At 45.6% G+C, this 20,234-nt stretch carries 19 protein-coding genes and 1 pseudogene; 18 read left to right on the plus strand and 2 right to left on the minus strand.

Annotated features, from left to right (window positions below):
- The first annotated feature begins 17 nt into the window (after positions 1-17).
- From BMX58_RS09645 to BMX58_RS09735, 18 genes and pseudogenes are all read left to right on the plus strand, one after another.
- Positions 18-464: a hypothetical protein gene (locus tag BMX58_RS09645; RefSeq protein WP_131814067.1), complete on the plus strand. Its 447-nt coding sequence runs from the start codon at positions 18-20 to the stop codon at positions 462-464.
- The gene (locus tag BMX58_RS09650) at positions 448-930 is read left to right on the plus strand and encodes a DUF7000 family protein (RefSeq protein WP_068621012.1); all 483 of its coding nucleotides are present in this window, start codon (positions 448-450) and stop codon (positions 928-930) included. Before BMX58_RS09645 ends, BMX58_RS09650 begins: the two co-directional genes overlap by 17 nt.
- Before the next feature lie 58 nt (positions 931-988).
- On the plus strand, positions 989-1,399 hold the full coding sequence (locus BMX58_RS09655) for a PH domain-containing protein (protein WP_068621014.1): 411 nt from the start codon (positions 989-991) through the stop codon (positions 1,397-1,399).
- A gap of 104 nt (positions 1,400-1,503) precedes the next feature.
- Positions 1,504-2,244 (plus strand): tRNA pseudouridine(38-40) synthase TruA, encoded by a 741-nt coding sequence (gene truA / locus BMX58_RS09660; RefSeq protein WP_068621016.1) that lies wholly within the window; start codon positions 1,504-1,506, stop codon positions 2,242-2,244.
- A gap of 478 nt (positions 2,245-2,722) precedes the next feature.
- Positions 2,723-3,199, plus strand: a complete 477-nt coding sequence (locus BMX58_RS09670) for a DUF2975 domain-containing protein (RefSeq protein WP_068621020.1) — start codon at positions 2,723-2,725, stop codon at positions 3,197-3,199.
- A 194-nt stretch (positions 3,200-3,393) separates the two neighbouring features.
- Positions 3,394-4,722: an MATE family efflux transporter gene (locus BMX58_RS09675; protein ID WP_068621022.1), complete on the plus strand. Its 1,329-nt coding sequence runs from the start codon at positions 3,394-3,396 to the stop codon at positions 4,720-4,722.
- A 256-nt stretch (positions 4,723-4,978) separates the two neighbouring features.
- The gene (gene pflB, locus BMX58_RS09680; protein ID WP_068621023.1) at positions 4,979-7,249 is read left to right on the plus strand and encodes a formate C-acetyltransferase; all 2,271 of its coding nucleotides are present in this window, start codon (positions 4,979-4,981) and stop codon (positions 7,247-7,249) included.
- 324 nt (positions 7,250-7,573) lie between these two features.
- Complete coding sequence (locus BMX58_RS09685) at positions 7,574-8,032, plus strand: nuclear transport factor 2 family protein (protein WP_068621269.1); 459 nt, start codon at positions 7,574-7,576, stop codon at positions 8,030-8,032.
- 4 nt (positions 8,033-8,036) lie between these two features.
- Positions 8,037-8,999: an SDR family NAD(P)-dependent oxidoreductase gene (locus BMX58_RS09690; RefSeq protein ID WP_068621271.1), complete on the plus strand. Its 963-nt coding sequence runs from the start codon at positions 8,037-8,039 to the stop codon at positions 8,997-8,999.
- Positions 8,992-10,596: a phytoene desaturase family protein gene (locus BMX58_RS09695; RefSeq protein ID WP_068621025.1), complete on the plus strand. Its 1,605-nt coding sequence runs from the start codon at positions 8,992-8,994 to the stop codon at positions 10,594-10,596. Before BMX58_RS09690 ends, BMX58_RS09695 begins: the two co-directional genes overlap by 8 nt.
- A gap of 233 nt (positions 10,597-10,829) precedes the next feature.
- Entirely contained in the window at positions 10,830-11,801 is a 972-nt protein-coding gene (rsgA, locus tag BMX58_RS09700; RefSeq protein ID WP_239420503.1) for a ribosome small subunit-dependent GTPase A, read from the plus strand.
- Positions 11,802-11,820: 19 nt separating this feature from the next.
- On the plus strand, positions 11,821-12,141 hold the full coding sequence (locus BMX58_RS09705) for a DsrE/DsrF/TusD sulfur relay family protein (protein WP_068621030.1): 321 nt from the start codon (positions 11,821-11,823) through the stop codon (positions 12,139-12,141).
- A gap of 53 nt (positions 12,142-12,194) precedes the next feature.
- Positions 12,195-12,362, plus strand: coding sequence for a hypothetical protein (locus BMX58_RS14690; protein ID WP_157077218.1), 168 nt, complete (start codon positions 12,195-12,197; stop codon positions 12,360-12,362).
- A gap of 20 nt (positions 12,363-12,382) precedes the next feature.
- Positions 12,383-14,062: an SWIM zinc finger family protein gene (locus tag BMX58_RS09715; protein ID WP_068621035.1), complete on the plus strand. Its 1,680-nt coding sequence runs from the start codon at positions 12,383-12,385 to the stop codon at positions 14,060-14,062.
- 278 nt (positions 14,063-14,340) lie between these two features.
- Positions 14,341-15,441, plus strand: coding sequence for an IS200/IS605 family element RNA-guided endonuclease TnpB (gene tnpB, locus BMX58_RS09720; RefSeq protein WP_068621037.1), 1,101 nt, complete (start codon positions 14,341-14,343; stop codon positions 15,439-15,441).
- Positions 15,442-15,570: 129 nt separating this feature from the next.
- A pseudogene (locus BMX58_RS09725) lies at positions 15,571-16,188 on the plus strand (family 1 glycosylhydrolase); the annotation flags it as partial.
- A gap of 308 nt (positions 16,189-16,496) precedes the next feature.
- Positions 16,497-17,108, plus strand: coding sequence for a hypothetical protein (locus BMX58_RS09730; RefSeq protein ID WP_068621039.1), 612 nt, complete (start codon positions 16,497-16,499; stop codon positions 17,106-17,108).
- 54 nt (positions 17,109-17,162) lie between these two features.
- A complete protein-coding gene (locus BMX58_RS09735) occupies positions 17,163-17,975 on the plus strand; it encodes an ADP-ribosylglycohydrolase family protein (protein WP_068621041.1) in 813 nt (270 codons plus the stop codon).
- 275 nt (positions 17,976-18,250) lie between these two features.
- On the opposite strand, the gene BMX58_RS09740 is transcribed toward BMX58_RS09735, so the two are convergent.
- Together BMX58_RS09740 and tnpB (BMX58_RS09745) are read right to left on the minus strand one after the other, a co-directional pair.
- On the minus strand, positions 18,251-19,120 hold the full coding sequence (locus BMX58_RS09740; protein WP_068621043.1) for a LysR family transcriptional regulator: 870 nt from the start codon (positions 19,118-19,120) through the stop codon (positions 18,251-18,253).
- Between the two features lie 154 nt (positions 19,121-19,274).
- A partial coding sequence (tnpB, locus tag BMX58_RS09745; RefSeq protein ID WP_093088840.1) for an IS200/IS605 family element RNA-guided endonuclease TnpB occupies positions 19,275-20,234 on the minus strand: 960 nt, incomplete at its 5' end.

Here is a 20,234-nt window from a genome sequence, read left to right on the forward strand (position 1 = left end):
ATCTTAAGGAAGAAAACATGAAAGAACTACAATTCTCGATCGAAATCAAGGCAGCAAAAGAAAAAGTCTGGGCAACGCTTTGGGAAGACACATCCTTCCGCGACTGGGCAAACATCATCGATGAAGGAACATACATGAAGGGCGCAATGGAAGAAGGCAAGGAGATCCAGTTCCTGTCCTCCGTCAATGGTTACGGTGTGACGAGCCTGGTGGAGAAACTCGATCCGAATGCGTTCATATTGTTCAGGCACAGTGCGGACACCCAAGCAAGCGGACAGCAGGAGCGCGAAAAAGAATGGACCGGCGGCACAGAAAGTTATACTCTTACCGAAAAAGATGGCGTCACGACGTTGCTGGTCAAAACTGAAGTCCCATCAGAAATGGAAGAAGTATTCACTGTCAGGCTACCAAAAGTCCTGGAGCGCATCAAAACGCTGGCGGTGAAGCATGAAGAATCTGAATGAATTGATTGAAGGTTATACGAATCATTTGAAACAAGGCGAAATTCAAATTGCCTACAAAGGAATAATGGAATTTTTGGGCAAATTAAGAGCTGCGTTTATCAAAAATCATCCGGATTACGATGTTAGCAGTATCTATCAAGGCTATATGGATATGTCCTATTTTTCTTTGAGCACAAAATCATTAAAAGCACAAGGTTTGAAAATCGCGATTGTCTATTTGCATGAAAAGGGAGTTTTTGAAGTGTGGCTTTCCGCCCGGAACAGGGATATTGCAAAAGGGTACGCATCTATACTAAACCGTAACATTTCGGATGATACGAACGTTTTTCATGACAGTAACAATCCGGATGCTATCATTGAATGCGTATTGACGGCCACACCAAATTTTGACGATCAAACTGCGTTGATCGAGACTATCGATCAAGGTGTGGAAAAATTCGTAACCACAATAATCGAGCGCTTGTAAAGGGATTTCGAAATTGCCCTTAGTGTCGACAACTATGAGGCGATAGAGAGGTAATGGAATGAGAGTGAAGTCAAAGATAGACGTTTGGATTGGAATTGTAATATGGGGAACTGTATTGATCATGTTGGTTAGCTTGATTTATGTACCGCAAAATGAAAAAATCTTTGGGTATGTAGTTGTTTTTCCAATGATCACCTTTATGCTTTGGATATACTTCGGTACATATTATGAATTCAGGAATGAATACCTTTACTGCAGGAGTGGGCCGTTCGTAGAAAAAATAGTCTACGAAAAAATTAAATCGGTTAAGCTTTCGCAGAATCTGCTTTCTTCAATGGCATTATCAAGGAAACGCATTGAAATCCGGCAGCACGGCAAGGGTTATATCACAGGTACGACATATATATCGCCTGTGAGCCGCGAAGAGTTTATGATGGAACTGATAAGCCGATGCAAAAATACAGAATAACAGTGCAAGGCGTTTTGCGTTATTATTCGGCAACGAAATCGGGTATAATACGTAAAGTACATGGCAGCAACAAGAAACAGAATCAGATAATTAAGGGAGATAAAATGCGAAACATAAAAATGACGATCGAATATGATGGCGGCAGATACCTGGGCTGGCAAAGGCTCGGGGATTCGGACAAAACCATCCAGGGCAAAATAGAGAATATCCTGTCGGAAATGACGGGAAGCAAGGTTGAAATCATCGGCTCGGGCCGGACGGATGCCGGAGCCCATGCCAGGGGACAGGTAGCCAATTTCAAGACGGAATCGAAACTGGAGTTGGCGGCGATGCAGGAATTTCTGAACCGGTACCTCCCGCAGGATATTGTCGTGAAAGAGCTGGAGGAGGTTCCGGAAAGGTTCCACGCCCGCTATCACGCTGCCGGAAAGAAATACAGCTATTATGTCTGGAATAATGTCGTGCCGTCCGCTTTCGAGCGCAAGTACAGCTATCATTACCCCGGAAACCTTGATGTCGACAGGATGAACGAGGCTTGCCGCAAGTTGGTCGGAACCCATGACTTCATTGGCTTCTCTTCACTCAAAAAATCAAAAAAATCGACGGTAAGGACCGTCAATGAAATCACGATTAGCAGGGAAGGCAATCTGCTGCACTTTGAGTTCATCGGCGAAGGCTTCCTCTACAACATGATCCGGATCATGATGGGGACGCTGCTGGAGATCGGGGCAGGAACAATGGAGCCGGAATACATCGACGCCATCTTCGAAAGCGGAATCCGGAGCGATGCCGGGATGACCGTGCCTTCGCAGGGTCTGTTCCTCGATGAAGTTTATTACGATTAATAAGGCCCGTCTGCCGCATGCTGGAAATAACCACTTGGAATGCTAGCTATGATAAGAAGCAGTCATGGGAGGAAAACTGATTTTGTGGGCACTACAGATAAATTTTATGGGATAGCGAATTTCAATAAGAATGATAAGGTTGTTTCAGAACTGGTTCATAACGGATTCGATCAAGAACAGCTCGGCGAATTGATGCTAAGAAATAAGGAATCAAAAGAATTTTTAACCGTTACGGTTTTTCAGATTGAATTCATCCGATCAGAATAAAACAGAAAGCCGCAAGGACCGTCAGGAATGTGACGGGCTTTGCGGCTTTTGGCGTATTGACAGGATCTTTGTCCCAAAGCAAATTACTTCAAAATAGCTTTTTAATTGCGGATTTTCGGGCAATAAAAATATTAATTAACGATATTAATTTATTGTTAAACGATAAATGGTGTGTTAGAATTATTTTATCAAAAACAGCGAGGTGTTTTAAATGCAGGTTAAACAAGGTGCAACCACTTTCTTAAAGGGAATTATTTTATTGTTTGGAATGGTGATGCTTGCTTTGTGTTTCTATTGGTTGCCTGTGATAGCCATCAGAGAACCGAAAGCACACCCAGGGGACTACTCGCTTTATCCCTTATTGATATTTGTGTATGGATGCTGCATTGCATTTTCTGTTGCCTTGTACCAATCTTTTACACTATTAAACTACATTGAAACGGACAAGGCATTCTCCGAGTTCTCTCTTCAATCTTTGCAGGTCATAAAGAAATGCGGGTTTACAATCATCTTCTGCATCGTGTTAGCGATAGCAACCTTAAGGATAATTGCTGAAGTATCAGGGGATGATGCGGCAGGTCCTATATCATTAAGTCTGATGGGGATTTTGGCAACAAGCAGCCTAACTGCTGTTGTGGATGTGCTTCAAAAACTCTTAAAAAATATTATGGATACAAAACAGAAATGAGTCCATCGTGCCAAGTAGGAAGTGCCAGGACATTGACAACTAGTCTCCGAAAAATTATAATCAAATGATATCAATCAAATAGATAACCCTCTTTTTGCCACCGGGCAAGGAGTTCAAGGTGTTCAGAAATATTCCGTAGGTCTTTGAAGGAATGTTTCCGGGACACCTTTTTTATTTTGAAAGGAGCATGCAATTTGGAAAAAACATTACTGAGGAACTTTTCAAAGTACGTCAGCCTGAATATTTTGGGGATGATCGGGGTGTCGTTCTACATTTTGGCCGACACGTACTATATCGCGAAGGCGTTGGGGGCGACCGGGATCGCGGCGCTGAATTTCGCCATTCCGGTATTCAGCATCATCCACGGCATCGGTTTGATGATCGGCATCGGCGGGGCAGCCCGTTACGGCATCCTGAAATCCCAAAACAACGAGAAAGAGGCTGAAGGGGTCTTTGCGCGTGCGCTCAAGCTGGGCGTTGGGATAGGCTTGGTGTTTGCCCTGCTCGGTTTATTCGGTTCGAAACTATTGTCTTCGGTTCTGGGGGCGGATGCGGTCACACTGCCTCTGACGCATGCCTACATGGCAACGATCATGGGTTTTGCGCCGTTTTTCATCCTGAACAATACGGTGCTGGCGTTCGTCCGCAATGACAACAATCCCAAACTGGCCATGCTGGCGATGCTTGGCGGCAGTGTTTCGAACGTCATCCTGGACTACATTTTCCTGTTCCCGTTCAATATGGGCATGTTCGGTGCCGCCTTTGCGACGAGCCTTGCCCCGATCATCAGCCTGGGCATCCTCTCGCTTCATTTCGCAAGAAAGAAATCCCGCCCCGCCATTTTGGAGCACAAGCTGACGCTCCCGGGGGTCAAAGATATCCTCAATCTGGGCTCCTCCACTTTCGTCATGGAAGTGTCCTCGGCGGTAGTGCTGACGACTTTCAACATGTTGATTCTGGGGCTCGAAGGGAACAAGGGCGTTGCCGCCTACGGAATCGTCGCAAATATTGCCTTTGTGGCGGTCGCGATCTTCACCGGACTGGGGCAGGGCGTGCAGCCGCTCATCAGTAAATATTATGGTCTGAAGGATCGCAAGACGGTTCGGCGCGTGAACCGCTATGCACTGTTGACGGCGGGCTTCATCGCTGTCTTGATTTACCTGGGGACCTTCTTCAACTCGGCAGCGTTGACCGGCCTGTTTAACAACGAAAATGATCCGGTGATACTAAAGTTGGCTGACAGCGGAATGAAAATCTATTTTCTTGGATTTTTCTTTGTAGGAATCAATATCGTGACGGCGATGATACTTAGCGCAACCGAAAAGGGACGGGCCGCTTTTGTCCTTTCGGTTCTGAGGGGACTTGCGGTTATCGTACCGATGGCAATCCTATTGAGTAGCCTTTGGGGAATGACAGGGATCTGGTCATCATTTGTGCTTTCCGAGCTGATCGTTGCCGGATTTGCACTTTATTTAACGACTGCCACCGAAAAGGGAACCATTGCTTATGGAAATCAGGACTGAATCTATAGGATATTAAATGTGTAATTTTTATCGTATAGAGTGAGGATACCAACGAAAAAAGGGTGAAGACCGTTAGAATTTTTCAGTTATACAACAATTGATACAGTTTAGCGTCTGATTATATAACAGATACATCCCTATTTAAAAGCTTTTTTAACTTTTTTAAAAAAAATTAGGATAACTGTTATAAAATCATTCGTGATGGTGTATAATGTGAATATAAAAACAAACTGCTGAGATGCGGAGGAATTAGTTTATGAGTAATGCATGGCGTGGCTTTAAAGGTTCTAAATGGCAAGAAGGTATTGATGTTCAAGAATTCATCAAAGATAACTACACAGAATATGTTGGCGATGACAGTTTCCTGGAAGGACCTACAGAAGCGACAAATGAGTTATGGCAAGAGATCATAGAACTTAAAAAACAAGAAATCGCTAATGGCGGGGTTTTGGATGCAGACACTTCTGTTGTCAGTACAATAACTTCTCATCCGGCTGGATATATCAACAAAGATTTAGAAAAAATCGTTGGGTTACAGACAGAAAAACCATTGAAACGCGGCTTGAACGTTTATGGTGGTATCCGTATGGCAGAAACAGCATTAAAATCTTACGGTTATGAGCTTGATCCGGAATTGGATGAGTTTTATACAGAACATCGCAAAACGCATAACCAAGGTGTCTTTGATGCTTACGATGACGACATTCGCATGGCTAGACGCAACAAGATCGTTACAGGATTGCCCGATGCTTATGGTCGCGGCCGTATCATTCCAGACTTCAGACGTATCGCATTGTACGGTGTTGATTACTTGAAGAAACAGAAACTGAACGACTGGAACGCATTGCAAGCAAAAACGTATACTGAAGAAGACATTCGTTTGCGTGAAGAAGTTTCAACGCAATATCGTGCATTAGGCAAACTGATTGAATTAGGCAAAATTTATGGCTTCGATATCAGCAGACCGGCAGAAACTGCACAAGAAGCAGTGCAATGGGTTTACCTGGGATTCTTGGCCATGGTTAAAGAAGACAATGGTGCTGCACAAGGTTTAGGACGTATTGCAGAATTCTTGGATATCTATATCGAGCGTGATCTCCAAGAAGGTACTTTGACTGAAAAAGAAGCGCAAGAATTGATTGACCACTTGGTAATGAAAGTGCGTATCGTTCGTCAACTCAGAACACCAGAATACGAAGCTTTGTTTGCGGGAGACCCAACCTGGGCAACATTGACATTTGCAGGTATGCTTGATGACAACAATTCATTGGTGACAAAAAATACCTTCCGATTCTTGCAGACACTCTATAACATGGGGAACGCACCAGAACCTAACATGACTTTGATGTGGAATGAAAAACTTCCTAAAGGATTCAAGGATTTCTGTGCAAAAGTAAGCATCGATACAAGTGCGATCCAATATGAGAATGACGATGTTATGCGTCACTATTATGGAAGTAATGACGTTTCAATCGCTTGTTGCGTAAGCCCGACAGCAGGGGATACAGGTAGTTCTATCCAGTACTTCGGTGCCAGAGCGTCCCTTCCTAAGATCTTAACGTATGCCGTTACGGGAGGTTACGATGAGAAAAACAGAAGTAAAGTTATCGATGGCCTAGAACCGATCACAGATGAATACCTGGACTATGACACGCTGATGGAAAAAATTGATGCTGTCATGGATTGGGTAGCGACAACTTATGTGAGAGCATTAAACATCATCCACTACATGCACGACAAATATGCATACGAAGCTGTTCAATTCGGCTTGCTGGATACAAAACTTCACAGAATGATGGCTACAGGTATTGCGGGTATCGGATTGGCAACTGACTCAATGAGTGCTGTTAAATATTCCAAAGTCCGTGTCGTTCGTGACGAAGAAGGCTTCCCGATCGACTATGTCGTTGAAGGAGAACAATTCCCGACATTCGGTAACAACGAAAAAGAAGCGGATGAAATTGCTGACATGCTGATCAAGAAATTTGTCGGCAAGTTGAAAGCTCAACCTACTTACCGTAATGCTGAAATCACAACTTCTATTTTGACGATTACTTCAAATATCGTTTACGGAAAAGCAACAGGCGCCCTATTCAGTGGACAAGATGCGAAATTCAAAGGCTACAGAGAAGCATTCACGCCATTGTCTCCAGGAGCTAACCCAAGTTACAGCAGTCCTTACAAAGGTGCATTGGCAGCATTGAAATCAGTTAGTACGATTGATTTCGAAGACGTTAAAGATGGTTCTTCTTATACATGGGCAGTTCATCCGAAAGCATTAGGAAAAGAACGTGACGTTCAAATAGAGAACTTAACGATGCTGTTGGACGGATACTTTGGAAAAGATGGCGGACATCACTTAAACGTCAACGTATTCTCCAAAGAAGGACTGGAAGAAATGTTGAGAAATCCGGAGAATTATCCGCAAGCTACCATCCGCGTATCCGGTTATGCGTTGGAGTTAGCAAAAGCAACGAAAGCACAAATTGCTGACTTGCTCGAACGCGTTATTCATGATTCATTCTAATCAAAATAAGAAACAAAGTCTGTCTTCGCGGCAAGGTCATTAAAGACAGCAAATTGACAACTGTAAAAAAGTGAGAATGCATTCACAATTGAATGCATTCTCGCTTTTTTTTTTCATTTTTGTGCGGTCGAGGCCAAATGGTTGAATATTACTCAGATATTCGACAATTTTGAGCACTACGCTGAGCAGTTCTTCTGATTTCTGATCGCCAATCCCGCTGTGAACCGTTAAATGTTGGTGAACTTCGTCACTAGGATGTTGGAAACAATATGCTAAAATAAAAGTAAAGAGCGAATTCAAAATATGCAGAAAGAGATGATGTATATGGAAGAATTTAAACCGGAAAGAGAGTTCAGACTGACGCTGGAAGTTGTAAAAGAACTCTGGTCAAAAACCTATAATACCAATGGAAAGCCTGATTGGTCACACATCTTACCTTATTATGACGATACTATCTACTTTAAAGACACGATACAGGAAATCAGAGGGATTGTGGCATTTAAGGAAATGACGGATAGACTGACAGAACGATCAAAAGATTTGGGTATGAAACTAGTTAAAGCTGTGCAGCAGGGGAATGATATATTCATCGAATGGGAGATGACGATCAGCTACAAGAAATATCCTAGTTCCATCCTATATGGACTTTCAAGATTAACCATAAATGAGCAGGGTAAAATTATTGAGCAACGGGATTATTATGATCTTTGGGGAGATATATTTGATAACATCCCGTCATTCGGTAATAAATACAGAAAATTCATGAAGAAAAAATTTGGGTGACACTATGAAAACTAATGGGATAAAGTTCGGGAAATATTTTAAAGAATATCGTTTGTCCGATGTGCTGGCAATGATAAAAAATAATTCTAAGCGCCCGCTGATCTGCTCGGATGCCTGCAAAGGCAAGTTGGTCGTCATAACTGGAGCTACTTCCGGAATCGGCTATGCCGTTGCCAGAAAGTTTGCCTCAAAAGGTGCAGATTTGATTTGTATCAACCGAAATAAAGAGCGCTCAGAAGCTTTAAAACATGAAATTGAGAGCGTGAACAAAGTCAAGTGTGACTACATTTTAGCTGATTTCAGCAGCATGGATGATACGGATAAAGCTGCGCATAGTTTGTTGGAACTTGAAAAACCGATTGACATTATTATTCATAATGCTGGCATTTATCTTACAAAACGACAAATCACTTCAAATGGAATCGAGAAAGTCTTTATGGTAAATTACCTTTCGTCTTTTATCATGAACTATATCTTAAAAGAGAAACTAATATCCCAGGGAAAGTGTCGGATTATCTTGGTAAACTCAGAAGGGCACCGCTTTGCGGCTTGGGGGATGCGTTTTGATGATCTCGATTGGTCAAAAAGACATTATTCCGGTTTGAAAAGCTACGGTACAGCCAAACTCGCTGAACTCTTAGCGATGATAAAATTTGATGAGTATTTCCGAGGATCGGGTGTAACCATCAATGCCATGCATCCCGGAGCTGTAAAAACAGCCACTGGACAGGACAATGGACCATTATACAAATGGTTCAAGAAGAATGTATTGGACAAAGCATTGCAGCCTGTTTCGGTTGCAGCAGAAGCGATATACTATTTAGGGGTTTCTGAAGATCTGGATACATGCAGTGGTGAATTCTTCAATCTGACAACTCTTGAAGAACCTGCTCCCCCAGCGCTGGATATTGAAAATGCAAAAGTTCTGTGGGAAATAAGTTTGAAAATGGGGAATTTAAATGAATAATGCAGAACAGAAAAAATATGATGCCATAATTGTAGGCGGCGGACTTGCAGGACTTACATCTGCGGTGTTTCTTTCTCAGGCAGGCAAGAAGATTTTGCTGATAGAAAAAAACGCCGAATTTGGTGGCTTGGTCAATTCATTTGAAAGGGACGGTTTTGTTTTTGATGCTGGAGCCAGAGCCATATTAGGAGTCGTTTTGGCGATGCTGAAAGACTTGAATCTTGATATTGAGGTCGTCTCAAGCAAAGTTTCCCTTGGCGTAGAGGATAAAATCATCGGCATTGAAGGCTCGAATTCTGTTGGCGAATACAGAGATTTGTTGGTGAGCCTCTATCCTGATAGCGTAGGGGATATTGACAAATTCATAGAAGTCATGATCAGAATAATGAAATTGATTGATATTATCTATGGTATTGATAATCCATTATTTAAAGATATCAAGAGAGATAAGGAGTACGTAATAAAAGAACTTTTGCCATGGCTGCCGAAGTTTATGTTTGCAATGAGCAGGATCGAAAAGCTTTCCAAGCCTTGTGATGAATATCTTAAACAACTTATTAAAGATCCTTCCCTCATAGATATCATTTCACAACATTTTTTTAAAGGCACACCGACATTTTTTGCTTTGAGTTATTTCACATTGTACAGCAGCTATGTGTATCCGAAAGGTGGGACAGGCAAGCTTGCCGAAGCATTGGTGGAAAAAATCCAAGCATTGAATGGTGACATACTCCCGAATACGTTTGTAAAAAAAATCCATTCCGACCAACAGGTGATTGTCGATGAAAACAACAACGAATACTATTATGAAGACCTTGTTTGGGCTGCAGACCTAAAAACTTTTTACACTATCACTGATTTGGGTAACCAGGCTCCGAAAATAAGTGAAAAGTTTGAAACAACAAAAGCATTGATGGCAAAAGGCAGGCCCAGTGAATCTGTCTTCTCGCTCTATTTGGAAGTTGATTTGCCGGTGTCTTATTTTAAGGACTCCTTCAATGGGCATCTGTTTTACACACCATCCAGAAAAGGGTTGGGCAACATCAATAAGAGTGAGCTTAAGGGAATGCTGGGAAAATGGGGAGAGACGGATAAAGGAGAAGTTCTTTCCTGGCTGGATCGTTTCCTGGAATACAACACTTATGAAATAGCGATCCCGGCTATGAGAGATTCTGATTTGGTCCCGGAAGATAAAACGGGTTTAATAATCAGCCTGCTTATGGAGGCGGAATTGTTCGATAAAGTCGAAGAATCGGGCTGGTATGAGGAGTTCAGAAGGGAAACTGAAAATAAAATAATCAGCGTGCTTTCTGAAAGTTTATGTCCCGAGTTAAAAGATAAAGTGGAGAAGCAATTTTCCTTTACACCTTTAAGTGTTGAAAATCGAGTCGGAAGTGCTGGTGGGGCAATCGTGGGCTGGTCTTTTGAAGCCCCGATCCCGGTTGTCTATAAAATGCAGCAAGTGAACAAATCAGTGCTTACGCCGATTCCGAATATTTATCAAGTAGGGCAATGGGCCTATAATCCAGCCGGAACACCTACATGCATTATCACAGGTAAATTAGCTGCTGATAGGATAATTAAAAAACACAAATAATATACTGAGGGTCAGTCCCTGTTTTCATTGTTGAAGGTGGAATGGATGATATGCCTTCAAAGGGTGTACACTAGTATCAAAGATTAAATCAAGTAGATTAAATTTACTAAATATGAGGTAAAGGGATCATCACTGATAAATTTACAAATTTAGGCTTCGCGGACAGGTTCGCGCAGGAGGCGACCCTTTATCCAGACCTGCATCCGGCAAGAGTCATCGCGCAGTACAAGGAATTGTACCGGGTCGCGACCGCCGAATCGGAGCTGCTGGCCGAAATATCCGGAAAAATGCGTCATGCCGCAGCCGAAATGTCGGACTATCCGGCGGTCGGCGACTTTGTGCTGATCGACCGCAATGAGGCAAGCCGGGACCATGCCATCATCCATCATACGTTGACCAGGAAAAGTGTGATCATCCGGAAAGCTGCCGGGAAAGCCCATGATGTCCAGGTTGTGGCGGCGAACATCGATATCGCGTTCATCTGCATGTCGCTCAACAACGATTTTAATCTGCGCAGGCTCGAACGTTATCTTGCGATCGCCTGGGACAGCGGGGCAACGCCGGTGATCGTGCTGACGAAGGCGGATCTGTGCGCGGATATCCCGGAAAAACTGCGCGAAATCGAAACGATCGCTTTCGGTGTCGATGTGCTGGTCACATCGAGCTTGAGCGAGGACGGATACACAGCCGTCCTGAAATACATTGTGCCGGGCCAGACCGTCGTTTTCATCGGCTCATCCGGTGTCGGTAAATCGACTTTGATCAACCGGATCCTTGGGGAGGACCTGAACGAAACGCGGGAAATCAGAAAGGACGACAAAGGACGGCATGCGACGACCCGACGCGAATTGTTCCTCGTTCCGACAGGCGGCTGCATCATCGATACCCCGGGGATGCGCGAACTCGGTTTGGAAAGCGCAAACCTGACGAAGACCTTCGTCGACATCGACGAACTGGCGGCGCAGTGCAAATTCAAGGATTGCAAGCACGAAAAGGAACCGGGTTGTGCCGTCCAACAGGCGATCACGGAGGGCAAACTGACCGAAGAAAGGCTGCAGAGCTATCTGAAACTCAAGAAGGAAGCCAAGTACGAGGGCCTGAATTCCAGACAGATAGAGAAGGAAAAAATCAACACAATATTTGCCGATTTCGGCGGCATCAAGAATGCCCGAAATTTTGCCAAATCAAAGAATAAAGACAAATAATAAATTTGGAGGAATCACAATGAAATTAGGGATCATCATCGAAACAAAGGAATACGAAAAATCATGGAACGCCATGAGGTTTGCTGTGACTGCGAAGAAGACCGGCCATGAAGTGAAAGTCTTCCTGATGGGCGAAGCCGTCGAAATCGAGAACATGACCCACGAAAAATATGACGTAGCCGCACAAGTGCAGGCTTTTGCCGAACTGGACGGTGAAATACTGGCTTGCGGCACGTGCCTGAAGTCACGCAACATGGAAGGCTCGGACGTTTGCCCGATCAGCACCATGATCGACTGCGTCCAGATGGTCGAATGGGCAGATAAGGTCGTTACTTTCTGAGGAAACCTATGAAACATTCTGCAAATAAACAGAGCAATAAGAACAGAAAACGGATGAAAGAAAAAGAAATTGTTGAATATGGCAGTGATGAAAATTTTTTCTTTATAGTCGATTACACTCCCGGCGGAACTCCTTACGGCATCACATGGGAACAGGCAGCAGAAGATGGACTTTTGGATTCTGAGGAAACGAATGAACCTGATCAGGACTTTCCTTTCTAGGACAGGGGTGAAAAACAACAGTGAATATCAACAATTTTCAAAATCTCATCAACCGAACCATTTTGGATAGAGGATACAATTATTATATGGGCGGCAATGTGGATGAGGATTATGTTCGAAGGGGCAACACCTACCTTTTTCAGGTTGAAGGACGCGACAATTATGAAGTGACAGTAGAGATTGACGATATGGGAGAAATCATCCACTCCGAATGTGATTGTCCTTACGATCTTGGCCCTGTATGCAAGCACGAAGCGGCAGTATTTTTTCAGCTCGCCGAAATCATCAACAACGGAAGCGTCAAATGGGACACAAAGGAGGCCTCAACTAAGCAACCCGGAATCGAAGAGGTATTGAACAGTCTCCCTAAAGAAGAGTTGATAAAAATAATAATGGCTATATCCTTTAAAGATGCAACATTAGAAAAAAGTTTGCTCGTGACGTATTCGAAAGGGGATAGGGAAGAGGAACTAGCGAAATGTGCCAAGTTTATGCAAGCCGTCGTCAGAAAATATGCAGGCAGAGGCGGAGTTATTGAATACCCAAAAGTCAGTGCTTTTGCGGATGAGATAGGGAGTCTCCTGGAAAAGGCGAAAAAAACTGAAGACAGCCTATTAGCTTTGGATATCATTATCCTGCTCCTTCATGAAGCAGTGGAAGCCTACCAATACGCAGATGATTCTTATGGCGATATAGGAGGGCTTGTCTCGGATTGCTTTGAGGTGATGGAAGATCTTGTCCTCGGCGAAAAACTTGCCGCTAGCTCCTTAAAGCAAAAACTGTTCAATAGACTCTTGGAAGACAGTGATGGCGCAATCTATGAGGATTGGCAAGAATACACAATCGATATTCTCAGATTGTGCGCGGAAGTTGCGGATACAGAAGAGTTAAGAGTCAAGCTAAAGAGCAAAATAATGGCCTATTTCAACAACAGCACTACTGATGACTATCGAACGTATTATACTGAAAGGTTGCTGCACATTTTGCATAGATTGCTTGTCGTCTATGGGACAGAAGCTGAAGCGGTGCAATTCGAGGAGGATAACAGTGCATACGCATCCTTCCGGAAGTTGCTGATCGAGAGAGCCAACAAAGAGAAAAACTTCGAAAAAGTCATCGCACTGGCGCTGGATGGGGAAAAATCAGACAAAGGATATGCTGGCAGAATATCCGATTGGAAGGAAATCCGCTACGATGCTTACAAAAAATTGTCCTTAAAAATTGAACAGGCGCGTTTGGCAAAGGAACTGCTTTTTGATGGCAAATTTGACTATTATCAGGAACTTAAAGAGTTGAATACCGAGGATGAAACAACGTTTTATAGCAAATTAAAAACGTCTTTGAAAAACGATCAGCGTTGGCAAGCCAACAGCGTGTATCTTAGTCTGATTAAATATGAAAAAGATACGGATGAAATCATGGCGTATGTCAAAGAACATCCACAATACATCGTAGATTATGCAGACCTATTGAAGGAAGACTATAAGGATGATGTGGTGATTCTCTATGCGAACCATATAAGATCCGCAGCTGATTCATCCTCGAAAAGAACTGCCTATCAAGATGTCTGCAGCCTGATCAGACGGTACCAAAAAATTGCCGGAAATAAAAGTGCAACTGGATTGGTGAACGAACTGCTTCTGCGTCACAAGAAAAAGCGTGCTTTCGTGGACGAACTCGGCAAGATAAATTCTGTATAATTTCTGTTTCGCTATTGAACAATCCCGTTAATATCGTATGATAAAAGTATCTTCTTAGGAAAGGTACTTTTTTTGTTGCATATGGTTGGTGACGCATACAAAGGGTGCCTTTGCAGGATTACCATAACGTGTAGGGTAAGGAGCAGGTAATTTGAAATTTAGTGCTGCCGCATTCTCGTGACTTCAGTCATGAGTTAGGCAGCAAGGTCTGGTTTCATTCTTCTAAGTTTGCGAACGCATGTTCGCGGGTGTATAATGAAGCCAAAGAGGTGAGCGTCATGCTAAAAGCCTATCAGTACCGTTTGTATCCCAATCAGGAACAGAAAATCTATTTCGCCAATTGTTTTGGCTCCGCACGGTTCATCTTCAATCAGATGTTGGCTGACCGAAAGGAAATTTATGAAGCATACAAAGACGACAAGGAACTGCTGAAATCCATCAAGCCGAGGACCTATACGTCCTTCAAAGAAGAATTTCCATTCCTGAAAGAAGTGGACAATTTGGCTCTGGCAAATGCCGGCCAAAACCTGAATAAAGCCTACCAGAACTTCTTCCGCGACAAATCCGTCGGTTTCCCGAAATTCAAAGCCAAGCACAAATCAAGGGCTTCCTATACCACCAACAACCAGGGCGGAACCATCCGCATCGAAAACGGAAAAATCAGACTGCCGAAGATTGGTTCCGTCACAATCAAACAGCACCGGGATTTTGATGGGCTGATCAAGTCCTGCACCGTTTCCATGAATAAGGCCGGTAACTTCTTCATATCCATTTTGGTGGAACAGGAAACAACAGAATGGCTGCCGGCGGAACACAAAATCGGCATCGATCTCGGCATTTCCGACTTCGCCGTCACCACAAACGATGCGGGCAACAGTGAAAAACACCCGAACCCGAAATGTCTGTGGAGGTCCGAAAAGAGAATCAAGAAAGCCCAACGCGCCTTGTCGCGTAAGCAAAAAGGCAGCAAGAACCGGGAAAAGGCACGCTTGGTTCTGGCCAAGAAACATGAAAAGATTGCGAACCAGCGTAAGGACTTCCTGCACAACCTCTCCAACCAAATCACGGACGAAAACCAAGTCATCGTGATCGAGACGTTGCGGAGCTCGAATCTGATGAAGAACCACAAACTTGCGAAAGCAATCGGGGATGTCAGTTGGTTCGAATTCAGCCGACAGTTGATGTACAAAGCGGAATGGAAAGGCCGGACGCTCATCAAGGCGGACAGGTTCTATCCGTCCAGCCAAATCTGTTCCGCTTGCGGACACCGCGACGGCAAGAAGGCCTTACATGTCCGTGCTTGGACCTGTCCGAACTGCGGCATAACCCATGACCGGGACATCAATGCCAGCAAGAACCTCTTGGCTTTGGCCAAGTAAAAGAAAACCAATGAGGCAGGGACTGCCTTTTGAGCCTACTCCATATCCATTCCCGCTGTCTGCAAAGACATGCGCAGGCAAGGAAGGAGTTCGTAGGAAGCTCGCGACTTAAGTCGTGAGTAGTTCACGAAATACGAACGGGGAGGCATCGTGCTCGAAGATTCGCCGGAAGACTACGAGCTTCTCGAGAATTATCCGGCCGATTTCCTGAGCTTCTCGTGTTACGGCTCGACGACCGTCACCACGCACAAGGAGGACTTGGAAGGCGGCAATCTGTTCAATGGCGTGACGAATCCATATTTGCAAACGAACGCGTGGGGCTGGGCCACCGACCCGGCTTGTCTGAGATTGGCGCTCAACACCCTTTTCGATCGTTACCAAAAACCGCTTTGGATCGTGGAGAACGGCATCGGCTGGGACGACAAGGTTGAAGCGGACGGCAGCATCCATGATGATTACCGGGTCGAATACTTGAGACAGAACATTCAATCGATGGATGATGCCATCAACATCGACGGTGTCGACTTGATGGGCTACACCATGTGGGGCTGCATCGACCTTGTCAGCGCCGGAACGGGCGAAATGAAGAAACGCTACGGTCTGGTCTACGTCGACCGCAACGATGTCGGTGAAGGAACATTGGCAAGAAGCAAAAAAGACAGCTTCTATTGGTACAAAAAAATGATCGCTTCCCAAGGAGCGGATTTGACTGACCTCCCTTCAAACGAGGCTTTGGCAGTCAACTAAACCGTCCTTGTCACGGGTAATCTCAATTTAAACAGCATGAAGCTCCCCATCAGAAATGATATTGGGGAGTTTTTTGTTGTGAAATAAAGCTCCTTCTAGTCGGTAAAATGGTAGAATGAGGTCAGATAATGAGAGGGCTTACTTGAACCGGAATAACATTATTAGAATGCAAGGACAGCCAAAAATTGTTTGTTCCCGAGGGCCTATTTCCCATACTTACCTTTTAGTGCGTAATTTACAGCCTGGAAATTCGTGCTAGACTGATGCTAAGAACAGCACAAATAAATCATTCAAAGGGGAAGAAAAGTATGAACGTAGCCATGAACGCAGAAAATTTTATCCCGGTAAATTCCTTCATCAGCAACATTGATTTTGACGGAACCGAAGTGCTCAGGGTCATCAAAGATCCGAAAATCGAAGCTTTTGATGAGCCGACCTACGCGAAAGTGAGCGGCAGCACGTTCAAGAACGGCACTGTCGAGGTGAAAGTGCTGAGCCGTCTGTTGCCTTACGCTCCAGAATTCGCCAGGGGCTTTCTTGGCATCGCCTTCCGCATCAACGGAAATGACGAGCAGTTCGAATCGCTTTACATCCGTCCTACGAACGGCCGGAATGAGAGCCAATTGCGAAGGAACCGCTCCACCCAATATTTTTCGTACCCTGATTTCAAATTCGACCGTTCCAGAGCCGAAAGTCCGGGCGAGTACGAATCATATGCTGACATGGGGTTGGATGAATGGATCGAACTGAAGATCAAGGTGGAGGGCGAACATGCGGAACTGTATGTGAACAATTCGAAGTATCCAGTATTGGTGGTCAACGACCTGAAGCTCGGGCCGGATGCGGAAGGCGCCGTTGCGCTTTGGGTTGAGGAAGGCACGGAAGGCTTCTTCAAGGACCTGAAGTTCAATCCGAGCTGAGGCAGTAATTTTTTGATGACTCCGCGGAAAGTTCCGGGAAGGGGAGGGATTCCTATGTTGGGCGCGATCATCGGGGACATCGTCGGTTCCCGTTTCGAGTGGCACAATCACAAAGACAAACATTTTGAATTGTTTACGGAGGATTGCCGGATGACGGACGACAGCATCATGACGCTCGCAGTTGCCAAGGCCCTGATGGAAACGGAGAAGGCAAGCGCACGCGACAGCAATGATTATGATCCCTTGCTTGCAAGAATGAGTGTCACATATATGCAAAAATTCGGGCGCCGTTATCCCGAGTGCGGCTTCAGCCGGGCTTTCTTCCAATGGATCGTCAGCGATGACCCGCAGCCATACAACAGCTTCGGCAACGGAGCGGCGATGCGGATCAGCCCGGTCGCCCATACCGCAAAGTCGGAAGAAGAAGTTCGCCGACTTTCCGCAGCGGTAACCGGGGTATCGCACAACCACGCAGAGGGCCTCAAAGGTGCGGAAGCCACCGCGATGGCTATCTATTTGGCGCGCTCCGGTTCATCCAAAGAAGAAATCAGGAACAGGATCGGCGCCAACTATTACACGCTGGGTTTCACGCTGGACGGAATCAGGGGCGCCTACCGCTTCACCACCGATTGCCAAGCGACTGTCCCACAGGCGATCGAAGCTTTCCTCGAATCCGCTTCGTACGAGGATGCCATCCGCAATGCGGTTTCGCTGGGAGGGGACAGCGATACGTTGGCCGCCATTGCCGGTGCGGTCGCGGAAGCCCATTACGGGATTCCGGAACAAATGAAACAACGGGCGCTGGCCTATTTCGATCCGGAATTGCTTTCGGTATATCAGGATTGGGTTCGCTTCACAAGAAACTAAAAGTCGATAGAAGAGGCTGGTACACAACCCCAGCCTCTTTCGTCGTTATCCGCTAATTTTTTCTCCGTCATTCTTCAAAATCGATAACGGTATTTTTCTTCTCCGGCGAACGAAGGCCTCGCCGGCGTTCAGGCTGCATGCCGCTTGCGACCTCCGATAAGCGGTGCTTCTTCGGAGGTGAGGCCGAAAGTTACCGGTGTTCTCCGGAGAGGGATCTTTCCCCGGAGGTGTGCACACATTCCGTTGATCTCCTTCGATTGGCTTTTTTTGGTGTGTCAAGGCAAAGAAGTGGTGTTGCGCATCAAAAAGGCAAGGAAGTGCTTGCAGGCGATCGGCAAGGTCTGCTGTTCCTTCATGACGAGGCCGATTTTTCTCGTGACAGCCGGTTCGATTGGGAGAATGGCGACATCGTAATTCGTCTTGCGCAAGACGAGTTCCGGCAGGATGCTGATGCCAAGGCCCGTTTCGATCATCGACAAAATCGAGTAGTCGTCGTGGACGCGCAAGGTGATGTCCGGTTCCAGCCCGAGCGCGCGGAATGCCTCCAACGGTTCGCTGAGGTTGCCTTCCTCCAGCAGCAGGAACGGTTCCTTCGCCAATTCCTCCAGCGTGACGGAAGGGCGGGCAGCCAAGGTGTGGTCTGCCGGGACTACGGCACGCAGTTCGCCTTCTTTGATGAATTGCGTTTCCAGTCCGCTGACGGCGTCTGGATTGACGAACCCGAAGTCGACTTCGCCGGTCCGCACCCATTCAGGGATGCTGGTGTAATCGCCCTGATGCAGGACAAAGCGGACTTTGGGATAAAGCTCCTGGAAGTGCTTGATCAGGCCCGGCAGCCAATGGCAGGAGATGCTGGAGATGGTTCCGATGCGGATAAGCCCCGTTTCCAACCCTTTGATTTCATCGGCTTTTTCCTGCATCGCCTGATGCTGAAAAACGGCCCGCTGGATGAACGGGTAGAGTTCTTCGCCTTCGAGCGTCAGGCGGATGCCGACCCGGGAGCGGTACAGCAGTTTTATGGCCAATTCCTCTTCAAGCGAGGCGATTATCTGGCTGACGGCCGATTGGGTGTAGCCGAGTTTGTCCGCGGCTTTCGTGAAGCTGCCGAGTTCGACGATTTTTTGGAGCACAAGCAATCTTTTCATGGCACACATTACCTTTTCTTATATTGGTATTAGAACTATTTGTTTTACTGATGTTTCCTTTCAGTATATAGTGGATAATTGAACTACTCCCACCTATGCTTATGCTTAGAGGTGGAAGATTCCTAAAAACTCCGACCTATCGGTCAGATTCTCGTTAGGCTAACCCCGTGGCCCCCACGGTTCTGGAAGCTAAAATACGCATGGCTTCCTGCTTCAAGTTTATGCTTGCGTTCAGATCCCGGTCGTGATGGCTCCCGCATTCGGGGCAAGTCCACTTACGCACACGGAGACTCTTCACGTCTTTGTTTTGGTAGCCGCAACAGGAACATAGTTGGCTGGAAGGGAAATTTTTTGCTACAACAACGACTTCTTTCCCATACCAATTCGCTTTATACTCCAGCATTGTGCGGAATTGCGACCAGCTGACTTCGCTGATGGCTTTCGATAGTTTTCGGTTCTTGACCATGTTGGCTACCTGCAGATCCTCAATCCCGATCACATCGTGGTTTTTGATGACGGCGGTGGAGATTTTATGCAGGTAATCGTTCCGTTTATTGGTGATATCCTCGTGGATACAGGCGACCTTGCGTTTCTGCTTCTGGTAGTTTTTCGCCTCGAACAGCTTCTTGCCGTCCTTGCGGGCTTGCTCCATGCGGCGGGACAGTATTTTTTGTTCCTTCGCCAATTTCTGTTCCAGCGTTCGGAAGAACTTCGGATTCTCGAAGACGGTTTTGTCCTCATCCGATAGGATGGCGAAGTCTTTCAATCCGAGGTCCACACCAACGATAGCGTTTGTTTTGGCGATGGGACGGAGTTCGACTTCGCACAAGATGGACACGAAATATTTTCCGGACGGATTGCGCCGAATGGTGGCGTTCAGGATACGCCCTTCGGGTTCCCGACTCTTGGTGAATGCAACCAGCCCCAATTTAGGGAGTTTCAACTTGTTCCCGACAATCGCGATGTTTCCGTTCGTATGCTTGGTGGTGTACGACTGCACCGGATTTTTCTTGCTCTTGTAACGGGGATAACTGTTCTGTTTCTTGAAGAAGCGGTCGTAACTGTCCGATAGATTCCGCAAGGAAGATTGGAGGGCGGTACTGTCGACCTCTTT

It is taken from the genome of Trichococcus ilyis, from assembly GCF_900109135.1.
GTDB lineage: Bacteria > Bacillota > Bacilli > Lactobacillales > Aerococcaceae > Trichococcus > Trichococcus ilyis.

Excerpts from the sequence above, each read along its gene's own strand:
- BMX58_RS09695 (WP_068621025.1), top strand. The coding sequence starts at position 8,992 with ATGAATAATGCAGAACAGAAAAAATATGATGCCATAATTGTAGGCGGC.
- BMX58_RS09735 (WP_068621041.1), top strand. The coding sequence starts at position 17,163 with ATGTTGGGCGCGATCATCGGGGACATCGTCGGTTCCCGTTTCGAGTGG.
- BMX58_RS09740 (WP_068621043.1), bottom strand. The coding sequence starts at position 19,120 with ATGAAAAGATTGCTTGTGCTCCAAAAAATCGTCGAACTCGGCAGCTTC.
- BMX58_RS09655 (WP_068621014.1), top strand. The coding sequence starts at position 989 with ATGAGAGTGAAGTCAAAGATAGACGTTTGGATTGGAATTGTAATATGG.
- pflB (WP_068621023.1), top strand. The coding sequence starts at position 4,979 with ATGAGTAATGCATGGCGTGGCTTTAAAGGTTCTAAATGGCAAGAAGGT.
- BMX58_RS09650 (WP_068621012.1), top strand. The coding sequence starts at position 448 with ATGAAGAATCTGAATGAATTGATTGAAGGTTATACGAATCATTTGAAA.
- BMX58_RS09685 (WP_068621269.1), top strand. The coding sequence starts at position 7,574 with ATGGAAGAATTTAAACCGGAAAGAGAGTTCAGACTGACGCTGGAAGTT.
- BMX58_RS14690 (WP_157077218.1), top strand. The coding sequence starts at position 12,195 with ATGAAAGAAAAAGAAATTGTTGAATATGGCAGTGATGAAAATTTTTTC.
- BMX58_RS09690 (WP_068621271.1), top strand. The coding sequence starts at position 8,037 with ATGAAAACTAATGGGATAAAGTTCGGGAAATATTTTAAAGAATATCGT.
- BMX58_RS09730 (WP_068621039.1), top strand. The coding sequence starts at position 16,497 with ATGAACGTAGCCATGAACGCAGAAAATTTTATCCCGGTAAATTCCTTC.
- BMX58_RS09645 (WP_131814067.1), top strand. The coding sequence starts at position 18 with ATGAAAGAACTACAATTCTCGATCGAAATCAAGGCAGCAAAAGAAAAA.
- BMX58_RS09705 (WP_068621030.1), top strand. The coding sequence starts at position 11,821 with ATGAAATTAGGGATCATCATCGAAACAAAGGAATACGAAAAATCATGG.
- tnpB (WP_068621037.1), top strand. The coding sequence starts at position 14,341 with ATGCTAAAAGCCTATCAGTACCGTTTGTATCCCAATCAGGAACAGAAA.
- BMX58_RS09670 (WP_068621020.1), top strand. The coding sequence starts at position 2,723 with ATGCAGGTTAAACAAGGTGCAACCACTTTCTTAAAGGGAATTATTTTA.
- truA (WP_068621016.1), top strand. The coding sequence starts at position 1,504 with ATGCGAAACATAAAAATGACGATCGAATATGATGGCGGCAGATACCTG.